12 protein-coding genes and 2 pseudogenes are annotated in these 18,850 nt (G+C 64.5%); 4 read left to right on the plus strand and 10 right to left on the minus strand.

Translation table 11 applies throughout. The annotated features are described in order from the left end of the window. Both AC04MI_RS16390 and AC04MI_RS16395 read right to left on the minus strand, forming a co-directional pair. Positions 1-216, minus strand: a pseudogene (locus tag AC04MI_RS16390) (amidohydrolase family protein); the annotation flags it as partial. 40 nt (positions 217-256) lie between these two features. Then, entirely contained in the window at positions 257-1,264 is a 1,008-nt protein-coding gene (locus AC04MI_RS16395) for a Bug family tripartite tricarboxylate transporter substrate binding protein (protein ID WP_056067729.1), read from the minus strand. A 134-nt stretch (positions 1,265-1,398) separates the two neighbouring features. Here AC04MI_RS16395 and AC04MI_RS16400 point away from each other — a divergent pair, with 134 nt between their 5' ends. From AC04MI_RS16400 to AC04MI_RS16410, 3 genes and pseudogenes are all read left to right on the plus strand, one after another. After that, positions 1,399-2,244 carry an IclR family transcriptional regulator gene (locus tag AC04MI_RS16400; RefSeq protein ID WP_436078664.1) on the plus strand — a complete coding sequence of 282 codons (846 nt, stop codon included), beginning with the start codon at positions 1,399-1,401 and terminating at the stop codon, positions 2,242-2,244. Positions 2,245-2,290: 46 nt separating this feature from the next. Beyond that, positions 2,291-2,866: pseudogene (locus AC04MI_RS16405) on the plus strand (peroxidase-related enzyme); the annotation flags it as partial. Positions 2,867-2,985: 119 nt separating this feature from the next. Next, positions 2,986-3,594, plus strand: coding sequence for a hypothetical protein (locus AC04MI_RS16410; protein ID WP_476498182.1), 609 nt, complete (start codon positions 2,986-2,988; stop codon positions 3,592-3,594). A gap of 71 nt (positions 3,595-3,665) precedes the next feature. Here the strand turns inward: AC04MI_RS16410 and AC04MI_RS16415 are convergent, their stop codons facing one another. The 3 genes from AC04MI_RS16415 to AC04MI_RS16425 form a co-directional block, all read right to left on the minus strand. After that, complete coding sequence (locus tag AC04MI_RS16415; protein ID WP_476498178.1) at positions 3,666-6,827, minus strand: EAL domain-containing protein; 3,162 nt, start codon at positions 6,825-6,827, stop codon at positions 3,666-3,668. A 413-nt stretch (positions 6,828-7,240) separates the two neighbouring features. Further along, the gene (locus AC04MI_RS16420; protein ID WP_056067722.1) at positions 7,241-7,666 is read right to left on the minus strand and encodes an acyl-CoA thioesterase; all 426 of its coding nucleotides are present in this window, start codon (positions 7,664-7,666) and stop codon (positions 7,241-7,243) included. Between the two features lie 20 nt (positions 7,667-7,686). Next, entirely contained in the window at positions 7,687-8,469 is a 783-nt protein-coding gene (locus tag AC04MI_RS16425) for an SDR family oxidoreductase (RefSeq protein WP_476498179.1), read from the minus strand. A 139-nt stretch (positions 8,470-8,608) separates the two neighbouring features. Here AC04MI_RS16425 and AC04MI_RS16430 point away from each other — a divergent pair, with 139 nt between their 5' ends. Next, complete coding sequence (locus AC04MI_RS16430; protein ID WP_476498180.1) at positions 8,609-10,309, plus strand: electron transfer flavoprotein-ubiquinone oxidoreductase; 1,701 nt, start codon at positions 8,609-8,611, stop codon at positions 10,307-10,309. Positions 10,310-10,402: 93 nt separating this feature from the next. Here the strand turns inward: AC04MI_RS16430 and AC04MI_RS16435 are convergent, their stop codons facing one another. The 5 genes from AC04MI_RS16435 to AC04MI_RS16455 all read right to left on the minus strand — a co-directional run bounded on the left by AC04MI_RS16435 (position 10,403) and on the right by AC04MI_RS16455 (position 18,799). Further along, positions 10,403-12,076 carry a methyl-accepting chemotaxis protein gene (locus AC04MI_RS16435; protein WP_436078660.1) on the minus strand — a complete coding sequence of 558 codons (1,674 nt, stop codon included), beginning with the start codon at positions 12,074-12,076 and terminating at the stop codon, positions 10,403-10,405. 131 nt (positions 12,077-12,207) lie between these two features. After that, positions 12,208-15,861 (minus strand): hydantoinase B/oxoprolinase family protein, encoded by a 3,654-nt coding sequence (locus tag AC04MI_RS16440; RefSeq protein ID WP_476498181.1) that lies wholly within the window; start codon positions 15,859-15,861, stop codon positions 12,208-12,210. Between the two features lie 51 nt (positions 15,862-15,912). Beyond that, positions 15,913-16,461 (minus strand): hypothetical protein, encoded by a 549-nt coding sequence (locus AC04MI_RS16445; protein ID WP_436078658.1) that lies wholly within the window; start codon positions 16,459-16,461, stop codon positions 15,913-15,915. Positions 16,462-16,492: 31 nt separating this feature from the next. Then, positions 16,493-17,458: a TRAP transporter substrate-binding protein gene (locus AC04MI_RS16450; RefSeq protein ID WP_436078657.1), complete on the minus strand. Its 966-nt coding sequence runs from the start codon at positions 17,456-17,458 to the stop codon at positions 16,493-16,495. A 42-nt stretch (positions 17,459-17,500) separates the two neighbouring features. Beyond that, positions 17,501-18,799: a TRAP transporter large permease gene (locus AC04MI_RS16455; RefSeq protein WP_200947593.1), complete on the minus strand. Its 1,299-nt coding sequence runs from the start codon at positions 18,797-18,799 to the stop codon at positions 17,501-17,503. Between the last annotated feature and the right edge of the window lie 51 nt (positions 18,800-18,850).

Raw genomic sequence — 18,850 nt, forward strand, 5'->3', positions numbered from 1 at the left:
GACCAGCACCGTGCGCTCGGTGCCCAGGCGCCGCTGCAGCGCGCGGTAGTCGCTGGCCAACGCATCGGGCGGCAACAGCCTGGCGCCGGGCGCAGCAGGAAAGCGCTGGTCGTACACATGCACGTGGCAGTCGCACGCCGCCGCAGGCAGTGCGGTACGGGGCGCCGTCGTTCCCAGCGAGAACGGTACGGGCGTGACAAGGCGATCGCGGGTCATGGCGACGGGCAGTCAGCGGGGGATGAACGTGGCGGCTCGATCAGTCCAGGCTGGCGCCAGAGTCCTTCACGATCTTGGACCAGCGGGGCACTTCGGTGCGCAGCAGCGCCGCAAACTGCTCGGACGTGCCCCCGAGGATGTCGCCGCCTTCAGAGCGCAGCTTGTCCGCCACGTCCGGTTGCTTGAGGGCCTGGTTGATGGCCTTGTTCAGCTGCGCCACGATGGCTGCGGGCGTACCGGCTGGGGCCAGCACTCCGAACCAGGTCACGGCCTCAAAGCCCTTGAACCCGGACTCCGCCAGCGTGGGCACATCCGGCAGCTGCGCCGAGCGCTGGGCCGAGGTGATGGCTATGACCTTGAGCTTGCCATTGCGCACATGGCCCAGCAGCGTGGGCACGGACGACATGTACAGATCAATCTGCCCGCCCATCAGGTCCGTCATGGCCTGGGCCGCGCCCTTGTAAGGGATGTGGCGCAACTGGATGCCAGCAGCGTTCTCTGCCAGTTCCCCGGCCAGATGGGCCACGGTGCCGTTGCCCGAATAGCCCAGCGTCAGGGCATCAGGCTTGCCCTTGGAGGCAGCCACCACATCGGCAAAGGTCTTGAAGCGCGAATTGACCGGCACCGCCATCACGATGGGCGAGGACGACACCAGCGCCACCGGCGCCAGGTCCTTGAGCGGGTCGTAGGGCAGCTTCTTGTACAGCGTGGGGTTGATGGCGAGGTTGCTGGTCTGCCCCATCACCAGCGTGTAGCCGTCCGGGTCGGCCTTGGCCACAGCGTCCACCCCCAGGTTGCCACCGGCGCCGGGGCGGTTGTCCACGATCACGCTCCACTTGTTCTGGTCGGCCATCTTCTGCGCCACGGCGCGGGCGATCATGTCGGTGCCCCCGCCTGGGGGGAACGGAACAATCAGGCGGATGGCCTTGGCGGGGTAGGCCGTCTGCGCCTGCGCAGCGCCGTGGGGCACGGCCACGGCCGCAAGGCCCAGGAAAGCGGCGCACAGGCGCGCACTCAAAGAACGTGAAAGCGATGAAAAAGCGGTCATGGATTTGTCTCCGTTATGGTGGTTCGTCACGCCGGTCTGCAAGGGCCTGTTCGGGCCTGGCGCCGTGGTGTGCGAATGTACGCACGCGTTTCAACCCATACAATGCAGTTGCACACAATGAAACGAATTGCGCCATGAGCAACCCACACTCGTCGCCCGCGCGCCCTGCCCCGCGCAAGGCCACCCAGCCAAATGCCACCACTGCCGGGGCCGATAAAAGCGCAGACGGGCCGACCGATGCGGCGACCAAGGACACCGGTGGCGTGATCGCCGTGACGCGTGCGCTGCAGGTGCTGGAGGCCTTTGCGCTGGGCGAGTCCAGCCTGTCCCTGGCAGAGCTGAGCCGCCGCTGCAGCCTTCACAAGACCACCGTACTGCGCCTGGCCCGCACGCTGGCGCAGTCCGGGTTCATGGTGCAGCGCGAAGACGGCGACTGGCGCCTGGGCCCGGCCGCAGGCTGGCTGGGTGCGCGCTACCAGGCAGGCTTTGACGTGCAGAACGTGCTGGAGCCCGCGCTGCGTGAACTGACCCTTGCCACCGGCGAAAGCGCTGCGTTTTACGTGCGTGAAGGCAATGTGCGCACCTGCCTTGTCCGTGTGGAAGGCCCGCAGGCGCTGCGCCACCACGCCCGCATGGGCGAAGGACTGCCGCTGGACAAGGGCTCGCCGGGCCGCGTGATCCTGGCGTTTTCGGGCGAGCCGGGCAAGGCCTATGAAGAGATCCGCAAGAAGGGCTACCACTGGTCGATTGGTGAACGGGAACAGGGCGTGGCCACCGTGTCGGCGCCGGTGTTTGGCATGCACTGGCGGCTCATGGGCTCGGTGTGCATCTCAGGCCCGGCCTCGCGTTTGCCCGCCGAAAAGCTCGAAGCGCTGGCRCACACCGTGATCGCTGCAGCGACACAGTTGTCCTACGCGCTGGCTGGCAGTTCGGCCGCGCCGGCCCATGCCCCCGTGCGGGCAACACAATGGCATCCCTGATACTTGCATCCGTTATCCACCCCACACAAAAACCGAGGAGACTGCCGTGAGCCGCTACCCCGTCCCTGATCTGAACACCCTGCCCGAAGACATCCGCGCGCGGATTCTTGAAGTGCAGGAGAAGGCAGGGTTCATCCCCAACGTGTTCCTCGCATTTGCCCGCCGACCAGCGGAATGGCGTGCCTTCTTTGCGTACCACGACGCGCTCATGCTCAAGGAAGAAGGCAGCCTGACCAAGGGCGAGCGCGAGATGATCGTCACCACCACCAGCGCGGCCAATCAGTGCCTGTATTGCGTGGTGGCGCATGGCGCGATCCTGCGCATCTACGAGAAGAAGCCGCTCATCGCCGACCAGTTGGCGGTGAACTACCGCAAGGCGGACATCAGCCCCCGGGAGCGGGCCATGCTCGACTTCGCCATGAAGGTGTGCCAGAACGCCCACGAGATCGACGACACGGATTTCGAGGCCCTGCACCCCCATGGTTTTGATGACGAGGACATCTGGGACATCGCCGCCATCACGGCATTCTTTGGCCTGTCCAACCGCATGGCCAGCTTTGCGGGCATGCAGCCCAACCCAGAGTTCTATCTGATGGGCCGTGTGCCCAAGGCCAAGCCTGCGGCCYGATCCAAACCATGCGCTCCGCACGAACGATCTGGCTTTGGGTGCTGGCCGCCCCTGCGGTACAGGCCGCAGGGTTTGGGCCACCGGAGGGCACGCTGCCCCTTCGCCCTTTGACTGTGGCCGTGCCCGCTGGCGCGCTGTCGCCGTTGCGGTCCGCCTCGCTCTTCCGCGAAGAGTCCAGCACGGGGGCGGCGCCCACTTACTACCTCGGTGCGGGTGTTGCAGGCCCGCGCCTGCAAATCCCTGACTCGCCGGGCGCTACGGCGTGGCAGGTCGTACCCACCGCCGATTGCGTACGCCTGGAGCCCGTGCCCCCCGCACTGCTGCACACCCCATCCGTGCAGGCAGTGCTGGTGCAACAGAATCCGCTGCCCATGGAGTGCGCTGCGGCCTTCGAGGGGAGCTGTACCAGCCGTGACGACAAACTGCGCATCACCACGACCTTCGAGGGCCGGCGCCGCGCGGCGCGCGTGGGTGGCGGCTTTTTCGGCACCGAAGGCACCATAGAGACCACCTTCTACACGGGTGTGCGCACCCTCAGCATCGAACACCTGCCCAGCCGTCTTGTGCTGCGCATGCAAGAACGCCTGAACAACAGCAACGGCTACAGCGCACCGCAGACAGCCATCCGTTATTTGCCAGAACTGCAGCGCCTTTTGCTGCTGGGCGCCTCAGAGGCACAGGGCATGCCTCTGGCGCAATGTGTTGCCCTGCCCCCACGATAAAGGTCGTCCCACAGCGACTCAACGGACCGATACCCGCGCGATGCTCCGCATGACCTCAGGACCTCAGGACCTCAGGCCGGCAAGTCTGTATCGGTCTCGCGCACCCAGGGCTGCTGCGCCTGCCACTGGTCCAGCCAGCCCGGTACCTGCTGCGCGGGCATGGGCCGCGCAATGCCATAGCCCTGGCCCAGCACACAGCCCATGGCCAGCAGCATGCGGCCGTGGTCCACGGTCTCCACACCTTCGGCAATCACCTTGCGGTTGAACGCTTTGGACAGGCCCACCACACCCTGCACAATGGCCAGGTCGTCGCGGTCTTCGAGCATGTCGCGCACAAAGCTCTGGTCGATCTTGAGCAGCTCTGCAGGCAGCTTTTTCAGGTAGGTCAGCGACGAATAACCGGTCCCAAAATCGTCCAGAGCAAACCGCACGCCCAGTTCGGCGCATGCGTGCATCAGGCCAGATACCTGGGCCATGTCCTGCAACGCGCTGGTCTCCACAATCTCCAGCTCCAGCGCCGACGAAGGCACCGAGGGATGCGCGGCCAGTGCCTGGCGCAGCTTGTGCACAAAGTCCTCTTGCTGGAGCTGCTTGGAGAACACGTTGACGCTGACCGGCATGCGCAGCCCCACCGCCAGCCACTGCGCCATTTGGGACAGGGCCATGTCCAGCACCCGCTCGCCAATCGCAATCGCCATGTCGTGGTCTTCAATCACCGGCAGGAACTGGCTCGGGGCCAGCAGGCCCCGCTGCGGATGCAACCAGCGGACCAGCGCCTCCATCCCCACCACCTCACCTGTCTGCATGTTGACCTGGGGCTGGTAGTACAGCACCAGCTCCCGCTGAGCGATGGCGGTGGCAATCTGCTCCAGGCTTTCGCGCTTGATCCGGATGGCTGCATCGCTGGCCACATCAAACAGGTGGAACCGATTCTTGCCCGCCTGCTTGGCCAGGTACATGGCCTGGTCGGCATGGCGGATGAGCTGCTCCGAACTGGAACCATCCTGCGGGTAGATGGTGACGCCGATGCTGGCTGACACCTGCAGGGATTGCCCGCTTACCAGCAACGACTCGGCCGCCACCTGCAACAGCCGCAACAGCAGGGGCTCGCAGTCCTGCWCGGCCGTCAGGTCGGTCATGACGGCCACAAACTCGTCCCCACCAATACGCGCCAGCGTGTCGCCATCGCGCAGAGCAGACCGCAGACGCTTGGCAATCGCCACCAGAAACTCGTCGCCCGCCGCATGGCCATACCGGTCGTTGATGTCCTTGAAACCATCCAGATCCAGAAACGCCACCGCCAGCGACTTGTTGCGACGCACACAGTGCGCCATGGCCTGCTGAAGCCGGTCGGCCAGCAGAACGCGGTTGGGCAGGTGCGTCAGCATGTCAAAGTGCGCCACCTCGGCCAGTTGCTCGTTGATGCGGCGCATCTGTGCATTGGCAGCCTCCAGCTCGGCCTGGCTGCGCAGGCGCTCCGTGATGTCGCGAACGATCATGCTGCTGTATTGGCGGCCTTCGCTGTCGCCATAAATGCTGGAGCTGATCTCGGCGGTGAAGTGGCTGCCATCACCCCGGACCATGGTCAGCAGGCCGGCCGCCTGCCCCCTCTGCTGGCGCTGTACCAGCAGCTCCTGCAGTCGGGGGTCGGCAGGGTCAGCCAGTCCCATGCGCCCCCGGGCGATGATTTGTGCCTCGCTCAAGTCAAACAGCCGGCAAGCCGCCTGGTTCACGGCCAGCACGGTGCCATCGGGCGAGGTCAGCAACACGGCGTCCATGCTGTTGTCAAACAGCGCCTGGAACTTGAGTTCGCGGTCCTGGAGTTGCGACGTCAGCTTGCGCCGCATGGTGATGTCGACAAAGGTCACCACGATCTTGTCGAGCTGTCCATCGGTGGTGAACCACGGGTCGGCCCGGCTCAGCACCCAGCAGATGCCTGCATCCTTGCCACGGACGATGCCTCCCACCACCCCGTTGACAGGTTCACGGGTCGCAAGCACCCGGGAGGCGGGGTAGTCGGAAACCGGCATGACGGCCCCCTGCTCGTTCACGAAGGACCAGGCCGGGTCGATCAGCTGCTTGCYGGTCATCTGCTCAAAACTCAGCCCCAGCAGGTTACTGGCCTCGGCGTTGCATCGCACCACAGCGCCCGTCGCATCGTGGATGACCAGACCCGTCATCAGGTTGTCGATGAGGGAGCGCTGCTCGGTCTCGCTCTCACGCAGCACCCTTTCCACCGCCAGCCGCTGCTGCTCGGCTTCGTGCTCGCGGCGAGCGAGGCGCAGCGACACGAGCTTGATAAACACCAGCAACAGCGCCGTGAGCGCCAGGGGAGTGTCGATGCTGCGGGCCCAGACCTGAAAGAACCGACTCTCGGGCTGCCCGACAAAGACGGTCGCAGGGAGCCTGTCGAGCCGGTGGAACAGGTTGATAAAGTTCTGCCCCTTCAACAGCGCATTGGGTCCCTCGACCCGCCCTTGCAGGGGGAACTGGTGCTGCGCGAGATACCGTACCAGCACCCCGTCCCGACGCATGCCATACACCTCGTCCTTGGTGACCGTGGCGGGCACCGGAAAGCGGGTCATCAGGTAGCCGTCATCGCGCAGCACACCCACTGTGAGCTGCTGCACCAGCGGCGCGTCTTTCCAGAGCGACTCCAGAAAATCGACCGGAAACACATCTGTCAGCACCGCCCGGGGCTTGCCTTGCGCATCCCGCAGCACATAACGCAGCGTGAACACCCAGTCCTGGCTCTGCGCGTCGCGCTGGGGTCGTCCCAGGTAGATGTCGTGCTGGTCCTTAGTGTCCCGCGCAAAGTCTTGAAAGCCGGATTGATCCACCAGGCCGGGTTGGCCGTTCCTGTCCGCCGCATGGGACGAGGCCAGCACCTTGCCGTTCATTTCGCTCAGGGATATCTCGCTGACTTCGGGGCGGTGCTTGCGGTAGTCCGTCAGCAGTTGCTGTGCCAGCGCCAGGTTGTCGATACCACCGGGCGAGATGGCGATGGTTTCTGCCAGGCTGAACAGGCCAGCGCGTTTGGAGAGAAAGAAGGTGTCCAGCGTCCGCGTCAGCAGCACCAGGTTGGACTGCATGTGCTCCTCTTCACGGTCCTTGACCTGCCTCCATTCGTCAAAGGCGTACAGGCCAAACATGAAGAGAACCGACGCGATGACCAGATTGGTCACCTTGTTGATGCTGCTGGCAGCCGCGCTTGCTGGGATGGTTGAATTCATTCAGAAAGCACAAAGCAGCACGTCGGTGCGGTGTTGGAAGTCCCCTCCCCGGCTCTATTCGTTTTCTTCTATCGTTGCCGAAGTCATCCTAACAGGTAACAAAAAGAACAGGAGGTTGAATGAGAAGGCGCGGTATGGGGTCGGCGGTATGGGCACAGTGCTCCGCGCCTGGGTGCCTGTGGAGCCGTATTCACTGGCTACCGCAGGGCCACCAGCAGAGGGAAGAAGTGGCACGGGTGCTGGGTGCTCGCAGAGGCTTGCCTTCCACTCTGTCGTCAAACCACCGGTGCAAATCGCCCAAACACTATCTTTTTAATAGCAATCAAGGCATTTATCACGTGCGCTACCGGCCGAATAGTCCAAAAAATGAGCCACCAGCCCCCGCCACGGGGCTCAAGTGACGGGACGGACGGTCAGCTGGCAGTCACCAGCGTCCGCATCCAGTCGGGCAGCGGCGCGGCCTTCTGCTGCGGAAAGTCCACCCAGATCGTCGTAGCTCCGCCCGCTGCGCATATCACGCCCGGCTGGTCCACGCGCTCCATCGTGCCCCAGGTCTCGAACGTGGTGCGGCCCGGGTCGCTCACGTAGAGCTTGAGCAACACGTCGGCCGGGTATTCGAGCTGCTTGTAGAAATTGCAGAACGCATTGACGATGACAGGCCCCTGTCCGCGCGGGTCGGGGTTGCAGCCCACCGACACCATCCACTCGATGCGCGCGGTTTCCAGGTAGCGGAAGTACACGGTGTTGTTGACATGGCCCATCGCATCCATGTCGCCCCAGCGCACCGGGAACCGCATCTCAAAGACCAGCTTCTTGACCTCAGGGATTTCGATCTTCATACCCGCTCGTGCCCCAGGGATCAGACCGCGAAGCCGTCGTCGGCTGCGATCACCGCGCCATTCACAAAATGGCTCTGGTCACTGGCCAGCATCACCAGCAGCGCATCCAGGTCCTGCGGCTGGCCCACGCGCTTGCGCGGCAGCATGTCCATGAGCTTCTTGCCCTGCTCGGTCTGCCAGTGGTGGTGGTTGATTTCCGTGTCGATGTAGCCGGGGCAGATCGCATTCACGTTGATGCCGAACCGGCCCCACTCCAGGGCCATCGCCCGGGTCATCTGCACCACAGCTGCCTTGCTCATGCARTAGGCGCCGATCTGCGGCAGCACCTTCAGSSCCGCCATCGAAGCGATATTGATGATGCGACCGCCGGTGAAGCTGCCCGGCGCTGCACCGCGGGAGCGGGCCAGCATGCGCTTGCCCACCTCTTGCGCCACAAAGAAGGCGCCCTTCACATTGGTGTCGAAGATGAAGTCATAGTCCTCGGGCGTCACGTCCTGGATGCGCTGCGTGGTGCTCACGCCCGAGTTGTTGACCAGAATGTCGATGGAGCCCATTTCGGTCTCGGCATGGGCCACGGCGGACTTGATGGAGTCGTGGTCGGTCACATCGAGTTCGATCACATGGGCATCACCGCCCTCGCCTTCGATGCGCGCGCGCAGCTCCTTGAGTTTTTCCACCCGGCGGCTGGCCAGCACGACGCCTGCGCCAGCGCGGGCCAGGGTGCGGGCAAACTGCGCGCCCAGGCCGCTGGACGCGCCCGTGATGAAGGCCACGCGGCCGGACAAGTCGATGCTGTATGCCATTTAGAGTCTCCCTACTGATCAAAATAGAACGGTCGTTCGATTGTCTATATTCCGTGAATACAATCAGTCGCCAGACAGACAGGGCGCGGCCGGCGCTCTGTAGAAAATAATCCATTATCAAACGCCCGACGAGAAGCCCATGACCAACGAAGAAATCCTCGCCCAATACGGCCCCCGCGAATCCATGGAATACGACGTGGTGGTCGTTGGCGGCGGCCCTGGCGGCCTTGCCACTGCGATCCGCCTGAAGCAACTGGCGGCCGAAAAAGGCCAGGACGTCTCGGTGGTGGTGCTCGAAAAAGGCTCCGAACCCGGTGCACACATCCTGTCGGGCGCCATCATGGACCCCAAGGCCCTCACCGAGCTGATCCCCGACTGGAAAAAGCGCGGCGCGCCCCTGAACCAGCCCGTCACCGACGACGCCTACATCTTCCTGTCTGAAAAATCGGGCTTTCGTGTGCCCAACATGTTCCTGCCGCCGTTTGCGCAGAACCATGGCAACTACATCATCAGCCTGGGCAACCTGACCAAGTGGCTGGGCGAACAGGCCGAAGCTCTGGGCGTGGAAATCTTCCCCGGCTTTACGGCCGCTGAAGTGCTCTACAACGACAACGGCTCCGTCAAGGGCGTGGCCACCGGCAACATGGGCATTGGCAAGGATGGCGAGCCCACCGAAAACTTCCAGCTCGGCATGGARCTGCTGGGCAARTACACSGTGTTTGCCGAAGGCGCACGCGGCCACCTGGGCAAGCAGCTGATCGCCAAGTACCAGCTCGACAAGGACCGCGACCCGCAGAGCTTTGGCATTGGCGTGAAGGAACTCTGGGAAATCGACCCCAAGAAGCACCAGCCCGGGTTTGTGATGCACACCGCTGGCTGGCCCATGGAGAACGACACCTACGGCGGCGCCTTCCTGTACCACCTGGAGGGCAACAAGGTGGCGCTGGGCTTCGTCACGGGGCTGGGTTATGCCAACCCCTACCTGAGCCCGTTCGAGGAGTTCCAGCGCTGGAAGACACACCCCAACGTCCGCTACTACTTCGAAAATGAGAAGGGCGAGATCACGGCCAAGCGCCTGTCCTACGGTGCACGTGCCATCAACGCCAGCGGCATCAACGCCCTGCCCAAGACCGTGTTCCCAGGCGGCGCCCTGGTGGGCTGCAATGCGGGCTACCTGAACGTSRGYCGCATCAAGGGCAGCCACGCCGCCATCAAGACCGGCATGCTGGCCGCCGAAGCSGCCTWCGWCGCSGTGSWGGCMGGCCGCCAGCACGACGAGCTSACSGCCTACCCSGMMGCSTTCGARAAGAGCTGGCTSYACACSGAGCTGAACAAGGACCGCAACTTCAAGAACTGGTTCAAGTACGGCCTGAACACGGCCACGCTGATGAACGGTTTCGAGCAGTTCGTGCTGCGCGGCCACATCCCCTGGACGCTGCACCGCGACAAGCCCGACCACGCGTACCTGAAGCCCGCCGCCGAGTGCAAGCCCATCGTCTATCCCAAGCCCGATGGCAAGCTCACGTTTGACCGCCTCTCCAGCGTGTTCATCAGCAACACGAACCACGAAGAGAACCAGCCCGCCCACCTCACGCTCAAGGACCCGAGCGTGCCGGTCAACATCAACCTGGCCAAATACGCCGGCCCCGAGGCGCGCTATTGCCCGGCGGGCGTGTACGAGTTTGTGCCCGACACGACCAAGGGCGGTGATGCCCAGCGCCTGCAGATCAATGCGCAGAACTGCGTGCACTGCAAGACCTGCGACATCAAGGACCCCACACAGAACATCGTGTGGGTCACGCCGGAAGGCGGCGGTGGCCCGAACTACGCGGGCATGTAAGCTTCTTCAAAATTCATAGCGCCTTGCGCTTGAAGGGCCTGCACCGCAGGCCCTCTTTTATGGAGATCAGCCCGATCTACAGCGAAACGTCCGTCACGCGGCGGCGCGCGTGAGTTGAAACTGTCCCATCGCACCCGCCAGCCGGTTGGCCTGGTCCTTGAGGCTCTGTGCCGCTGCGGCGCCCTGCTCCACCAACGCGGCGTTCTGCTGTGTCATGTGGTCGAGTTGGTCCACCGCCTGGCTCACCTGGCCGATCTGCGTGCTCTGCTCGCTGCTGGCCTCGTTGATCTCGGACATCAGCGTGGTCACACGCTCCACGCTTTGCACGATGTCGCCCATCGTGGAACCTGCGGTCACCACCAGCCGGGCGCCGTCACTCACCTTGTCCACGCTGGTGGAGATCAGCGCCTTGATCTCGCGCGCCGCATTGGCGCTGCGCCCGGCCAGGCCCCGCACCTCGCTGGCCACCACGGCAAAGCCGCGCCCCTGCTCACCCGCACGCGCTGCCTCCACAGCCGCATTGAGCGCGAGGATGTTGGTCTGGAACGCAATGCCATCGATGATGCCCACGATGTCGGCGATCTTCTTGCTGCTAGCATTGATCTCCTCCATGGTCTTGACCACCTGGTGGACCACTTCGCCCCCCTTGCTGGCCACCTCGGTGGCGTTGAGCGCCAGCGCGTTGGCCTGGCGAGTGCTGTCGGCATTGGCCGCCACCATCTGCGCCAGCTGGGCAATGCTGGCCGCGGTCTGCTGCAGGTTGCTGGCCGCGTGCTCGGTGCGCATGCTCAGGTCGGTGTTGCCCGCGGCCACTTCGGAGCTGGCCACATGGATGGATTCGCCCGAGTCACGCACCTCGGTCACCACGTAGTGCAGCGACTCGACCATCTTGTCCAGCGCCGTGAGCAACTGGCCGATCTCGTCGGTACGCTGGGTTTGCATACGCACTGTGAGGTCGCCCCGCGCCACCACAGCGGCCGCCTCGGAGGCCTGGCGCAGCGGCAGCACGATGGAGCGCCGCAGCAGCCAGCCAAACAGCGCCGACAGCGCCACCACCACCAGCACGGCCACGGCGCTGACCCATTGAGCACGGGACGCGTCGGCAATCATGCTGTCGCCCGCCTTCAGGGAGGACTGTTCGGACGCTGCAAGCAACTGGTCGATGGACCGCAGGTATTGGGTCAACGCGGCGGCGTGCTCCTGCAGCTCTTTCTGGCTGATGATCTTGGCTTCCAGGGCGTTTCGCACCAGTGCGTCCCGCAGCGCGGCATATTTCTGGCGTTCGGCCTGGGCCTGTGCCCACAGCGGCCTCGCGCTCTCGCTGGAAGACGCCTTGGTCAGCGCTTCATCAATGCGCTTACGCATGGCGTCTTCGGCGGCGATCTGATTGCGCATTTCGGCCACCAGGGGGAACACATCGGACGACAGCGTGGCACGCAATGCAATCTGGCCGATATAGACCGACTGGGTTTTCCAGTCGCGCACGGTGCGTTCGATGGGCAATTGCTCCGTGGTCAGCAACGTGGCCTGACGGCTCGTGTCCTGCCCTGTGAGCCAGGTGGTGGCCCCCAGCAGCGCCACCGCAAAGCCCAGAATGCCAAAGCTGGCCGCCAGCTTTTGCCCCACGCTCAGAGTCCGGCGGTGCCGCGCAGGTGCAGGGCTCTGTGCGGCAGCGTCTGGCACGGCACGGCTGAACTCCGCGTCGGCCGGTGCGGCGGAGAAGGCGGCGCCGCCAGGCGCCCCGGAAGTGGCGGGCAAATAGTTCATGAGCGTTCTCCTGTTTCATTTCCCGCACCATGCGGGGGTGGAAGCCGGTGGTGGCCAGCGCCATGCACCGTGCGCCCCCAAAGGCTCAGAGCACACAACACCTGCCCCACCGGGGTCAGCGGGCCATCACGTCAGGACGTGACACATTCGCCAAAGCCGCCACCGCCGGGGGTGGCGATCTCGAACACATCGCCAGGCTCCATCAGCGCCGCGCCAATGTGGCCCAGCTCCTCCACCTGGCCATTGGCACGCAGCACGCGGTTGGCACCAGGCCTGCCGGGCTGGCCGCCCGCCATGCCAAAGGCCGGGTTCAGTCGCCCGTTGGACAGGATGCTGGCCGTCATCGCCTCCAGGAAACGCACGCGCCGCACGCCGCCGTCCCCGCCCGCCCAGCGGCCAGCACCGCCCGAGCCGCGCTGGATCTCGTAGCTGTCGAGCACCACCGGGAAGCGGAACTCCAGCACCTCGGGGTCGGTCAGGCGCGAGTTGGTCATGTGGGTCTGGACCACGCTGGTGCCGTCAAAGCCGCGCACCGCCCGGCCCGAGGCGTCCAGCACCGCGCCCGCACCGCTGCCACCGGCAATGGTTTCGTAGTACTGGTACTGCGCATTGCCGAAGGTGAAGTTGTTCATGGTGGGCTGGCTMSCSGCCATCACGCCCAGSGCGCCAAACAGCGCGTTGGTGATGCAGGTSGAGGTCTCSACRTTGCCCGMCACCACCGAGGCCGGCGGGTTGGGGTTGAGCATGGAGCCTTGCGGAATGATCACCTGCAGGGGCTTGAGGCARCCSGCGTTGAGCGGAATGTCRTCGTCCACCAGCGTGCGGAACACATACAGCACGGCCGCCATGCACACGGCGCGGGGGGCGTTGAAGTTGTTCATCTGCTGCGGACTGGTGCCTGCAAAGTCGATGACCGCACGGCGCTCGGCCACATTGACCTTGACCGACACGCTGATCTGCGCGCCATTGTCCAGCGGCAGGGTGAAGCTGCCGTCCTTGAGCTGCGTGATCACACGGCGCACGGACTCTTCGGCGTTGTCCTGCACATGGCGCATGTAGGCCTGCACGACATCCAGGCCAAACTGGTCCACCATCTTCGACAGTTCTTGCACGCCCTTCTCGTTCGCAGCGATCTGTGCGCGCAGGTCAGCCAGGTTTTGCTGCGGGTTGCGGCTGGGGTACGGCGTGGTGCCGCCGCCCGTGGCCAGCAGGGTGCGCACCTCCTCTTCCAGAAAGATGCCCCGGTCCACCAGCTTCACGTTGTTGATCTGCACGCCTTCTTCATCAATGCGCGTGGAGAACGGTGGCATGGACCCCGGCGTGGTGCCGCCAATGTCCGCATGGTGGCCCCGGCTGCCCACATAAAACGTGGGCTCGTTGCCCTCGGCCACGTACACCGGGGTGATCACTGTCACATCGGGCAAGTGGGTGCCACCGTGGTACGGGTCGTTGAGCATGTACACATCGCCTGGGTGCATCTTGCCCGCGTTCTCGCGGATCACGGTCTTGATGCTCTCGCCCATGCTGCCCAGGTGCACGGGCATGTGGGGCGCGTTGGCGATCAGGTTGCCGGCCGCGTCGAACAGCGCACAGCTGAAGTCCAGACGCTCCTTGATGTTGACCGAATACGCCGTGTTCTGCAGTTGCAGCCCCATCTGCTCGGCGATGTTCATGAACAGGTTGTTGAAGACCTCCAGCAGCACCGGGTCCACCGTGGTGCCTGCGGCGTGCTGCACCTTGCGGGCCGTCACGCGGTCCAGCACCAAATGGTCCAGGTCGGTCAGGCGCGCAGACCAGCCGGGCTCCACCACGGTGGTGGTGTTCTTCTCGGCAATGATGGCCGGGCCGGGGATCACGTCGCCGGGGTGCAGGTCCTCGCGCACCACCAGGGCCGCATCGTGCCAGGCACCGCCCGAGTACATCTTGACCACCTCGCGCTGCGGATGCTTGCGGTGCGAGTGCACGGGCAAGCGCGGCTCGGCGGGGGCGTCACCGGCAATCATGGCCTCGACCGACACGGCCTCCACCACCAGGCCCTTGCCCGCCATGAGGAACGCAAAACGCTGGCGGTAGGCGGCCTCAAAGGCCGTCTGGATGCTGGCCATGTCGCCAAAAGGCACCACCAGAGCCGAGTCGGTGCCCTCGTAGCGCACATGCACGTTGTGGCGTACCTGCACCGGGTTCGCACTGACCTGTTGGCGCTCCAGCTCGGCCTGCGCGGCAGAACCCAGCGTATCCAGGCGCTCAGCGATCAGTGGCAGGGATTCAGCCGCCAGCGGCATCTCCACCGCCTGCTCGCGGATCACGGTCTGGTCGGCCAGGCCCATGCCGTAGGCGCTGAGCACCCCAGCCAACGGGTGTACAAATACGCGCGACATGCCCAAGGCATCCGCCACYAGGCAGGCATGCTGCCCACCGGCGCCACCAAAACACTGCAGGGTGTAGCGCGTCACGTCGTAACCGCGCGCCACGCTGATCTTCTTGATGGCGTTCGCCATCTGCTGCACGGCAATCTGGATGAAGCCTTCGGCCACTTCTTCGGGCCTGCGCTGCGTCTGCGAAGCAATTTCTTCAAATCGCGCGCGCACCGCATCGACGTCCAGCGTTTCGTTGGCTGCGGGGCCGAACACACTGGGGAAGTAACGGGGCTGCACCTTGCCGACCATCACGTTGGCATCGGTCACAGCCAGCGGGCCGCCGCGGCGGTAGCTCACCGGGCCTGGATTGGCGCCTGCGCTCTCAGGGCCGACGCGAAAACGAGCACCGTCGTAGGCCAGCACCGAGCCACCGCCAGCCGCCACCGTGTGGATGCTCATCATGGGGGCGCGCATGCGCACACCGGCCACGTGGGTCTCAAACTCGCGCTCGAACGCACCGGCGTAGTGGCTCACATCGGTGGACGTTCCGCCCATGTCAAAGCCGATGACCTTTTCGTGTCCGGCCAGGCCCGCCGTGCGCGCCATGCCCACAATGCCGCCTGCGGGGCCGGAGAGGATCGCGTCCTTGCCCTGGAAGGTGCCTGCGTCGGTAAGACCACCGGAGGACTGCATGAAGAACAGCTTGACGCCCGGCATCTCGCTGGCCACCTGCTCCACGTAGCGGCGCAGGATGGGAGACAGGTAGGCATCCACCACCGTGGTGTCGCCCCGGCTCACGAACTTCATCATGGGGCTGGTTTCATGCGAGGCGCTGATCTGCGTGAAGCCGACCTCCTTGGCAACACGCTTTGCCGCCTGCTCGTGTTGCGTGTAGCGATAGCCGTGCATGAACACAATGGCCACGCTGCGCAGCCCGCGCCCGTACGCCGCCAGCAGGTCACCCCGCAGGGTGGCTTCGTCAAGGTTCTGCAACACATCGCCATGGGCGCCCATGCGTTCGCGGGCCTCGATGACTTCGGTGTAAAGCAGCTCGGGCAGCTGGATGTGGCGGTCAAACAGGCGCGGGCGGTTCTGGTACGCGATGCGCAACGCATCGCGAAAGCCGCGTGTGGTGACCAGCAGCGTGGGCTCGCCCTTGCGCTCCAGCAGCGCGTTGGTGGCCACCGTGGTGCCCATCTTCACGCACTCCACCAGCGCGGGCGTGACGGGCTCGCCAGGCTTCAGGCCCAGCAGGTGACGAATGCCTGCCACGGCCGCGTCCTTGTACTGCTCGGGGTTCTCGGACAACAATTTGTGGGTGGTCAGCGATCCATCGGGCCGCTTCGCCACGATATCGGTGAAGGTACCGCCCCGGTCGATCCAGAACTGCCAGCGTAGGGTGTGCGTTTGGGGTGTGATGGTGGTCATGGTGTAGTGGCTCCGAGATAAAAAAAATTGAAAGAGGTGGTGGCGGTGTGGCTAGGCCATGGCAACGCTGGCGGGTGCCAGCCTTTGCATGACCTGCCACACGGCAGGAATGGGGGGAGCGGAGGCAAGGGCCAGCTCGACGGGGCACCAGGGGCCCGCCAAGGACGCGGCCCAGGCCATCACGGGCAAGATGTCTACCGGCGGGAGGGTCTGCATGGTGTCGATCACGATGCGCAGCTCTTGCGCCAGGCGGTTGCCGGGAGCAAATCGCCAGTGGTATTGGCCGCCAGTCACGCACACGGCGCGGTTGTCCTTGGCCGTCATGGCAGACAGCCACAGGCAGTGAAAGTCTGTGCGGGCCGGTGCCGGGGGATCGGTCAGGCAAAAGGTGTAGGCGTTTTCATAGGCGCGGCCAAAGTTGCGCACCAGGGTCTCGGCAATGGCCTCGCGGCCCAGGGTGCATGCCGGGGTCTGCCCGTCGCCCTGGAGCATTTCCATCTGCAGCAGCGCGCCACCGGCAAAGGCTTGCGCGATGAGGTGCGGGCGATTGAGATCCTTGGCGCGCAGGTACATCTCGATGGTGTCCGAGGGCGTGTGCATGGTGCTTCTCCTGAAAGACGTGCAGGAAAGTTCAGCGCTGCGTGTAGTACGGGATGAAGATCTGGTTGGCCTCGCTGCCCACCGAGCGCACCCACTCGCGCGAGAACCGTTCGCCCAGGCGCTTGAGTTCGGCATCAAAATCCGCTGGCGCACGATCCACCTTGATGCCCTTGCGCTGCAGCTCGGTCACCGACTCTTCGGCCACCGCAGCGCTCATGGCCCAGCCGCGCGTCTCTGCCTCGGCGGCGGCCTTGGTCACCGCCTGGCGTGCGGGTGCAGGCAGTGCGTCAAAAGCCTGCTGATTCACAAACACGATGTTCTTGGGAAACCAGGCGTTGATGCCGTAGTACTGCTTGATCTGTCCCCAGACCTGGTTCTCGACCCCGGTGAGGGCTGAGGTGATCATGGAATCGAGCTTGCCGGCCGACAGAGCCTGGTTGACTTCCACCATGGGCACATCCACGGGCGTGGCGCCCAGCAGTTCGGCAATGCGCACGGTCCCGGGGTTGTAGGTGCGCATGCGCGTGCCCTTGAAGTCGGCGGACGAGCGCACGGGGTTGATCGAGAACAGCCCCTGCGGCGGCCAGGGCACGGCGTACAACGCTTTGAGCCCCTTGCTGGCCATGTGCGACTCGATCAAAGGGCGCTGCACGTCCCACATGCGCCGCGCGTCGGCATAGCTGCGCACCACAAAGGGCACGGCATCCGCCCCTGCGATGGGGATGTCCCGCACCAGGTTGGTCATGATGGTCTCTCCCGCCTGGGCCTTGCCCTCCTGCACGGCCTGGGGGATCTCGTTCAGCTTGAACAAGGCGTTGTTGGCGTGAACCTCGATGTGCAACGCACCGGCCGAAGCACGCTCCACATCCTGCGCAAACTGCACGAGATTGCGGGTATGAAACGACTCCGCGCGGTAGCCCGTGGCCAGCTTCCACTGGGTCTGGGCGTGCAGCACCGGGGCCACGGCGAACGCAGCCAACAACACCAAGGTCTTCATGGGGAACTCCTGCGCGGACGTTTCAGGCGTGGGTGCTGGGGGTCAGCCCTGCATCTGGCGTGGCAGCCAGAGCACGACATCCGGCACGAAGTACGTCATCACGACCGCAACGATCATCAGAGCAAACAGAGGCAGCGCCGTGCGTGCGATCCAGGTCACTTCGCGCCGCGTCATGCCCTGCAACACGAAGAGGTTGAAGCCCACAGGCGGCGTGATCTGCGCCATCTCGACCACCAGCACGATGAAGATGCCGAACCACACCAGGTCAAAGCCTGCAGCCTCCACCGTGGGCAGCAACACCGCGATGGTCAGCACCACCATGGAGATGCCGTCCAGGAAGCAGCCCAGCACAATGAAGAACACGATGAGCAGTAGCATCAGCGCAAAGGGCGACAGGTGCAGCGCGCCGATGAACTCGGCCAGGTGCCGTGGCAGGCCAATGAAGCCCATGGCCAGCGTGAGGAACGCGGCACCCGCCAGGATGAGGCCGATCATGCAGTACACGCGGCAGGCGGCGACCAGCCCTTCCTTGAAACGCTCCCAGTTCAGCGAGCCCTCAATCTTGGCCAGAATCAACGACCCGGCCACACCCAGCGCGGCAGCTTCGGTGGCGGTGGCAATGCCGCTGTAGATGGCGCCCAGCACCACGACGATGAGCGACACGACCGGAATCAGGTGGCGGGAGGCATACAGCTTTTGCACAAAGCTGAGGCGCGCGTCAGGCGCAGGCACCTTGTCTTTGTTGAACAGGGCCCACACGACGATGTAGCCCATGAACAGAGCAGCCAGCATCAGCCCCGGAATCACCCCTGCCAGGAACAGCTTGGAGATCGAAACGTTGGCCGCCACGCCATAGACGATCATGATGATCGACGGCGGAATCAGCAGACCCAGGGTGCCCGCACCAGCCAGCGTGCCCACGGAGATATCTTCGGGATAGCCGCGCTGCTTGAGTTCAGGCAAGGTGATCTTGCCGATGGTGGCGCAGGTAGCGGCCGACGAGCCCGAGATCGCGGCAAAGATGGTGCAGCCCACCACATTCACATGCAAAAGGCGGCCTGGTAGGCGCTCCAGCCAGGGCGCCAGGCCCTTGAACATGCTGCTCGACAGCTTGCTGCGGAAAAGGATCTCGCCCATCCACAAAAACAGCGGCAGAGCCGTCAGTGTCCAGCTGGAGGTAGACCCCCAGATGGTCAGCATCATGCTGTCGCCCACCGGGCGGTTAGTAAAAAACTCCATGCCGACCAAGGCCACTGCCAGCAGTGACAGGCCGATCCACAGGCCCGATCCGAGCACTGCGAACAGCACCACGATCAGACCCAAAGCAATGATGACGTCCATGATGAGTTCTCCTGGATCGGGTTATTCGGAACGGGCTGCTTCGGACACAGC

It is taken from the genome of Acidovorax sp. LjRoot204, assembly GCF_056175785.1.

Excerpts from the sequence above, each read along its gene's own strand:
- AC04MI_RS16420 (WP_056067722.1), bottom strand. The coding sequence starts at position 7,666 with ATGAAGATCGAAATCCCTGAGGTCAAGAAGCTGGTCTTTGAGATGCGG.
- AC04MI_RS16435 (WP_436078660.1), bottom strand. The coding sequence starts at position 12,076 with ATGAACTATTTGCCCGCCACTTCCGGGGCGCCTGGCGGCGCCGCCTTC.
- AC04MI_RS16395 (WP_056067729.1), bottom strand. The coding sequence starts at position 1,264 with ATGACCGCTTTTTCATCGCTTTCACGTTCTTTGAGTGCGCGCCTGTGC.
- AC04MI_RS16450 (WP_436078657.1), bottom strand. The coding sequence starts at position 17,458 with ATGAAGACCTTGGTGTTGTTGGCTGCGTTCGCCGTGGCCCCGGTGCTG.
- AC04MI_RS16445 (WP_436078658.1), bottom strand. The coding sequence starts at position 16,461 with ATGCACACGCCCTCGGACACCATCGAGATGTACCTGCGCGCCAAGGAT.
- AC04MI_RS16455 (WP_200947593.1), bottom strand. The coding sequence starts at position 18,799 with ATGGACGTCATCATTGCTTTGGGTCTGATCGTGGTGCTGTTCGCAGTG.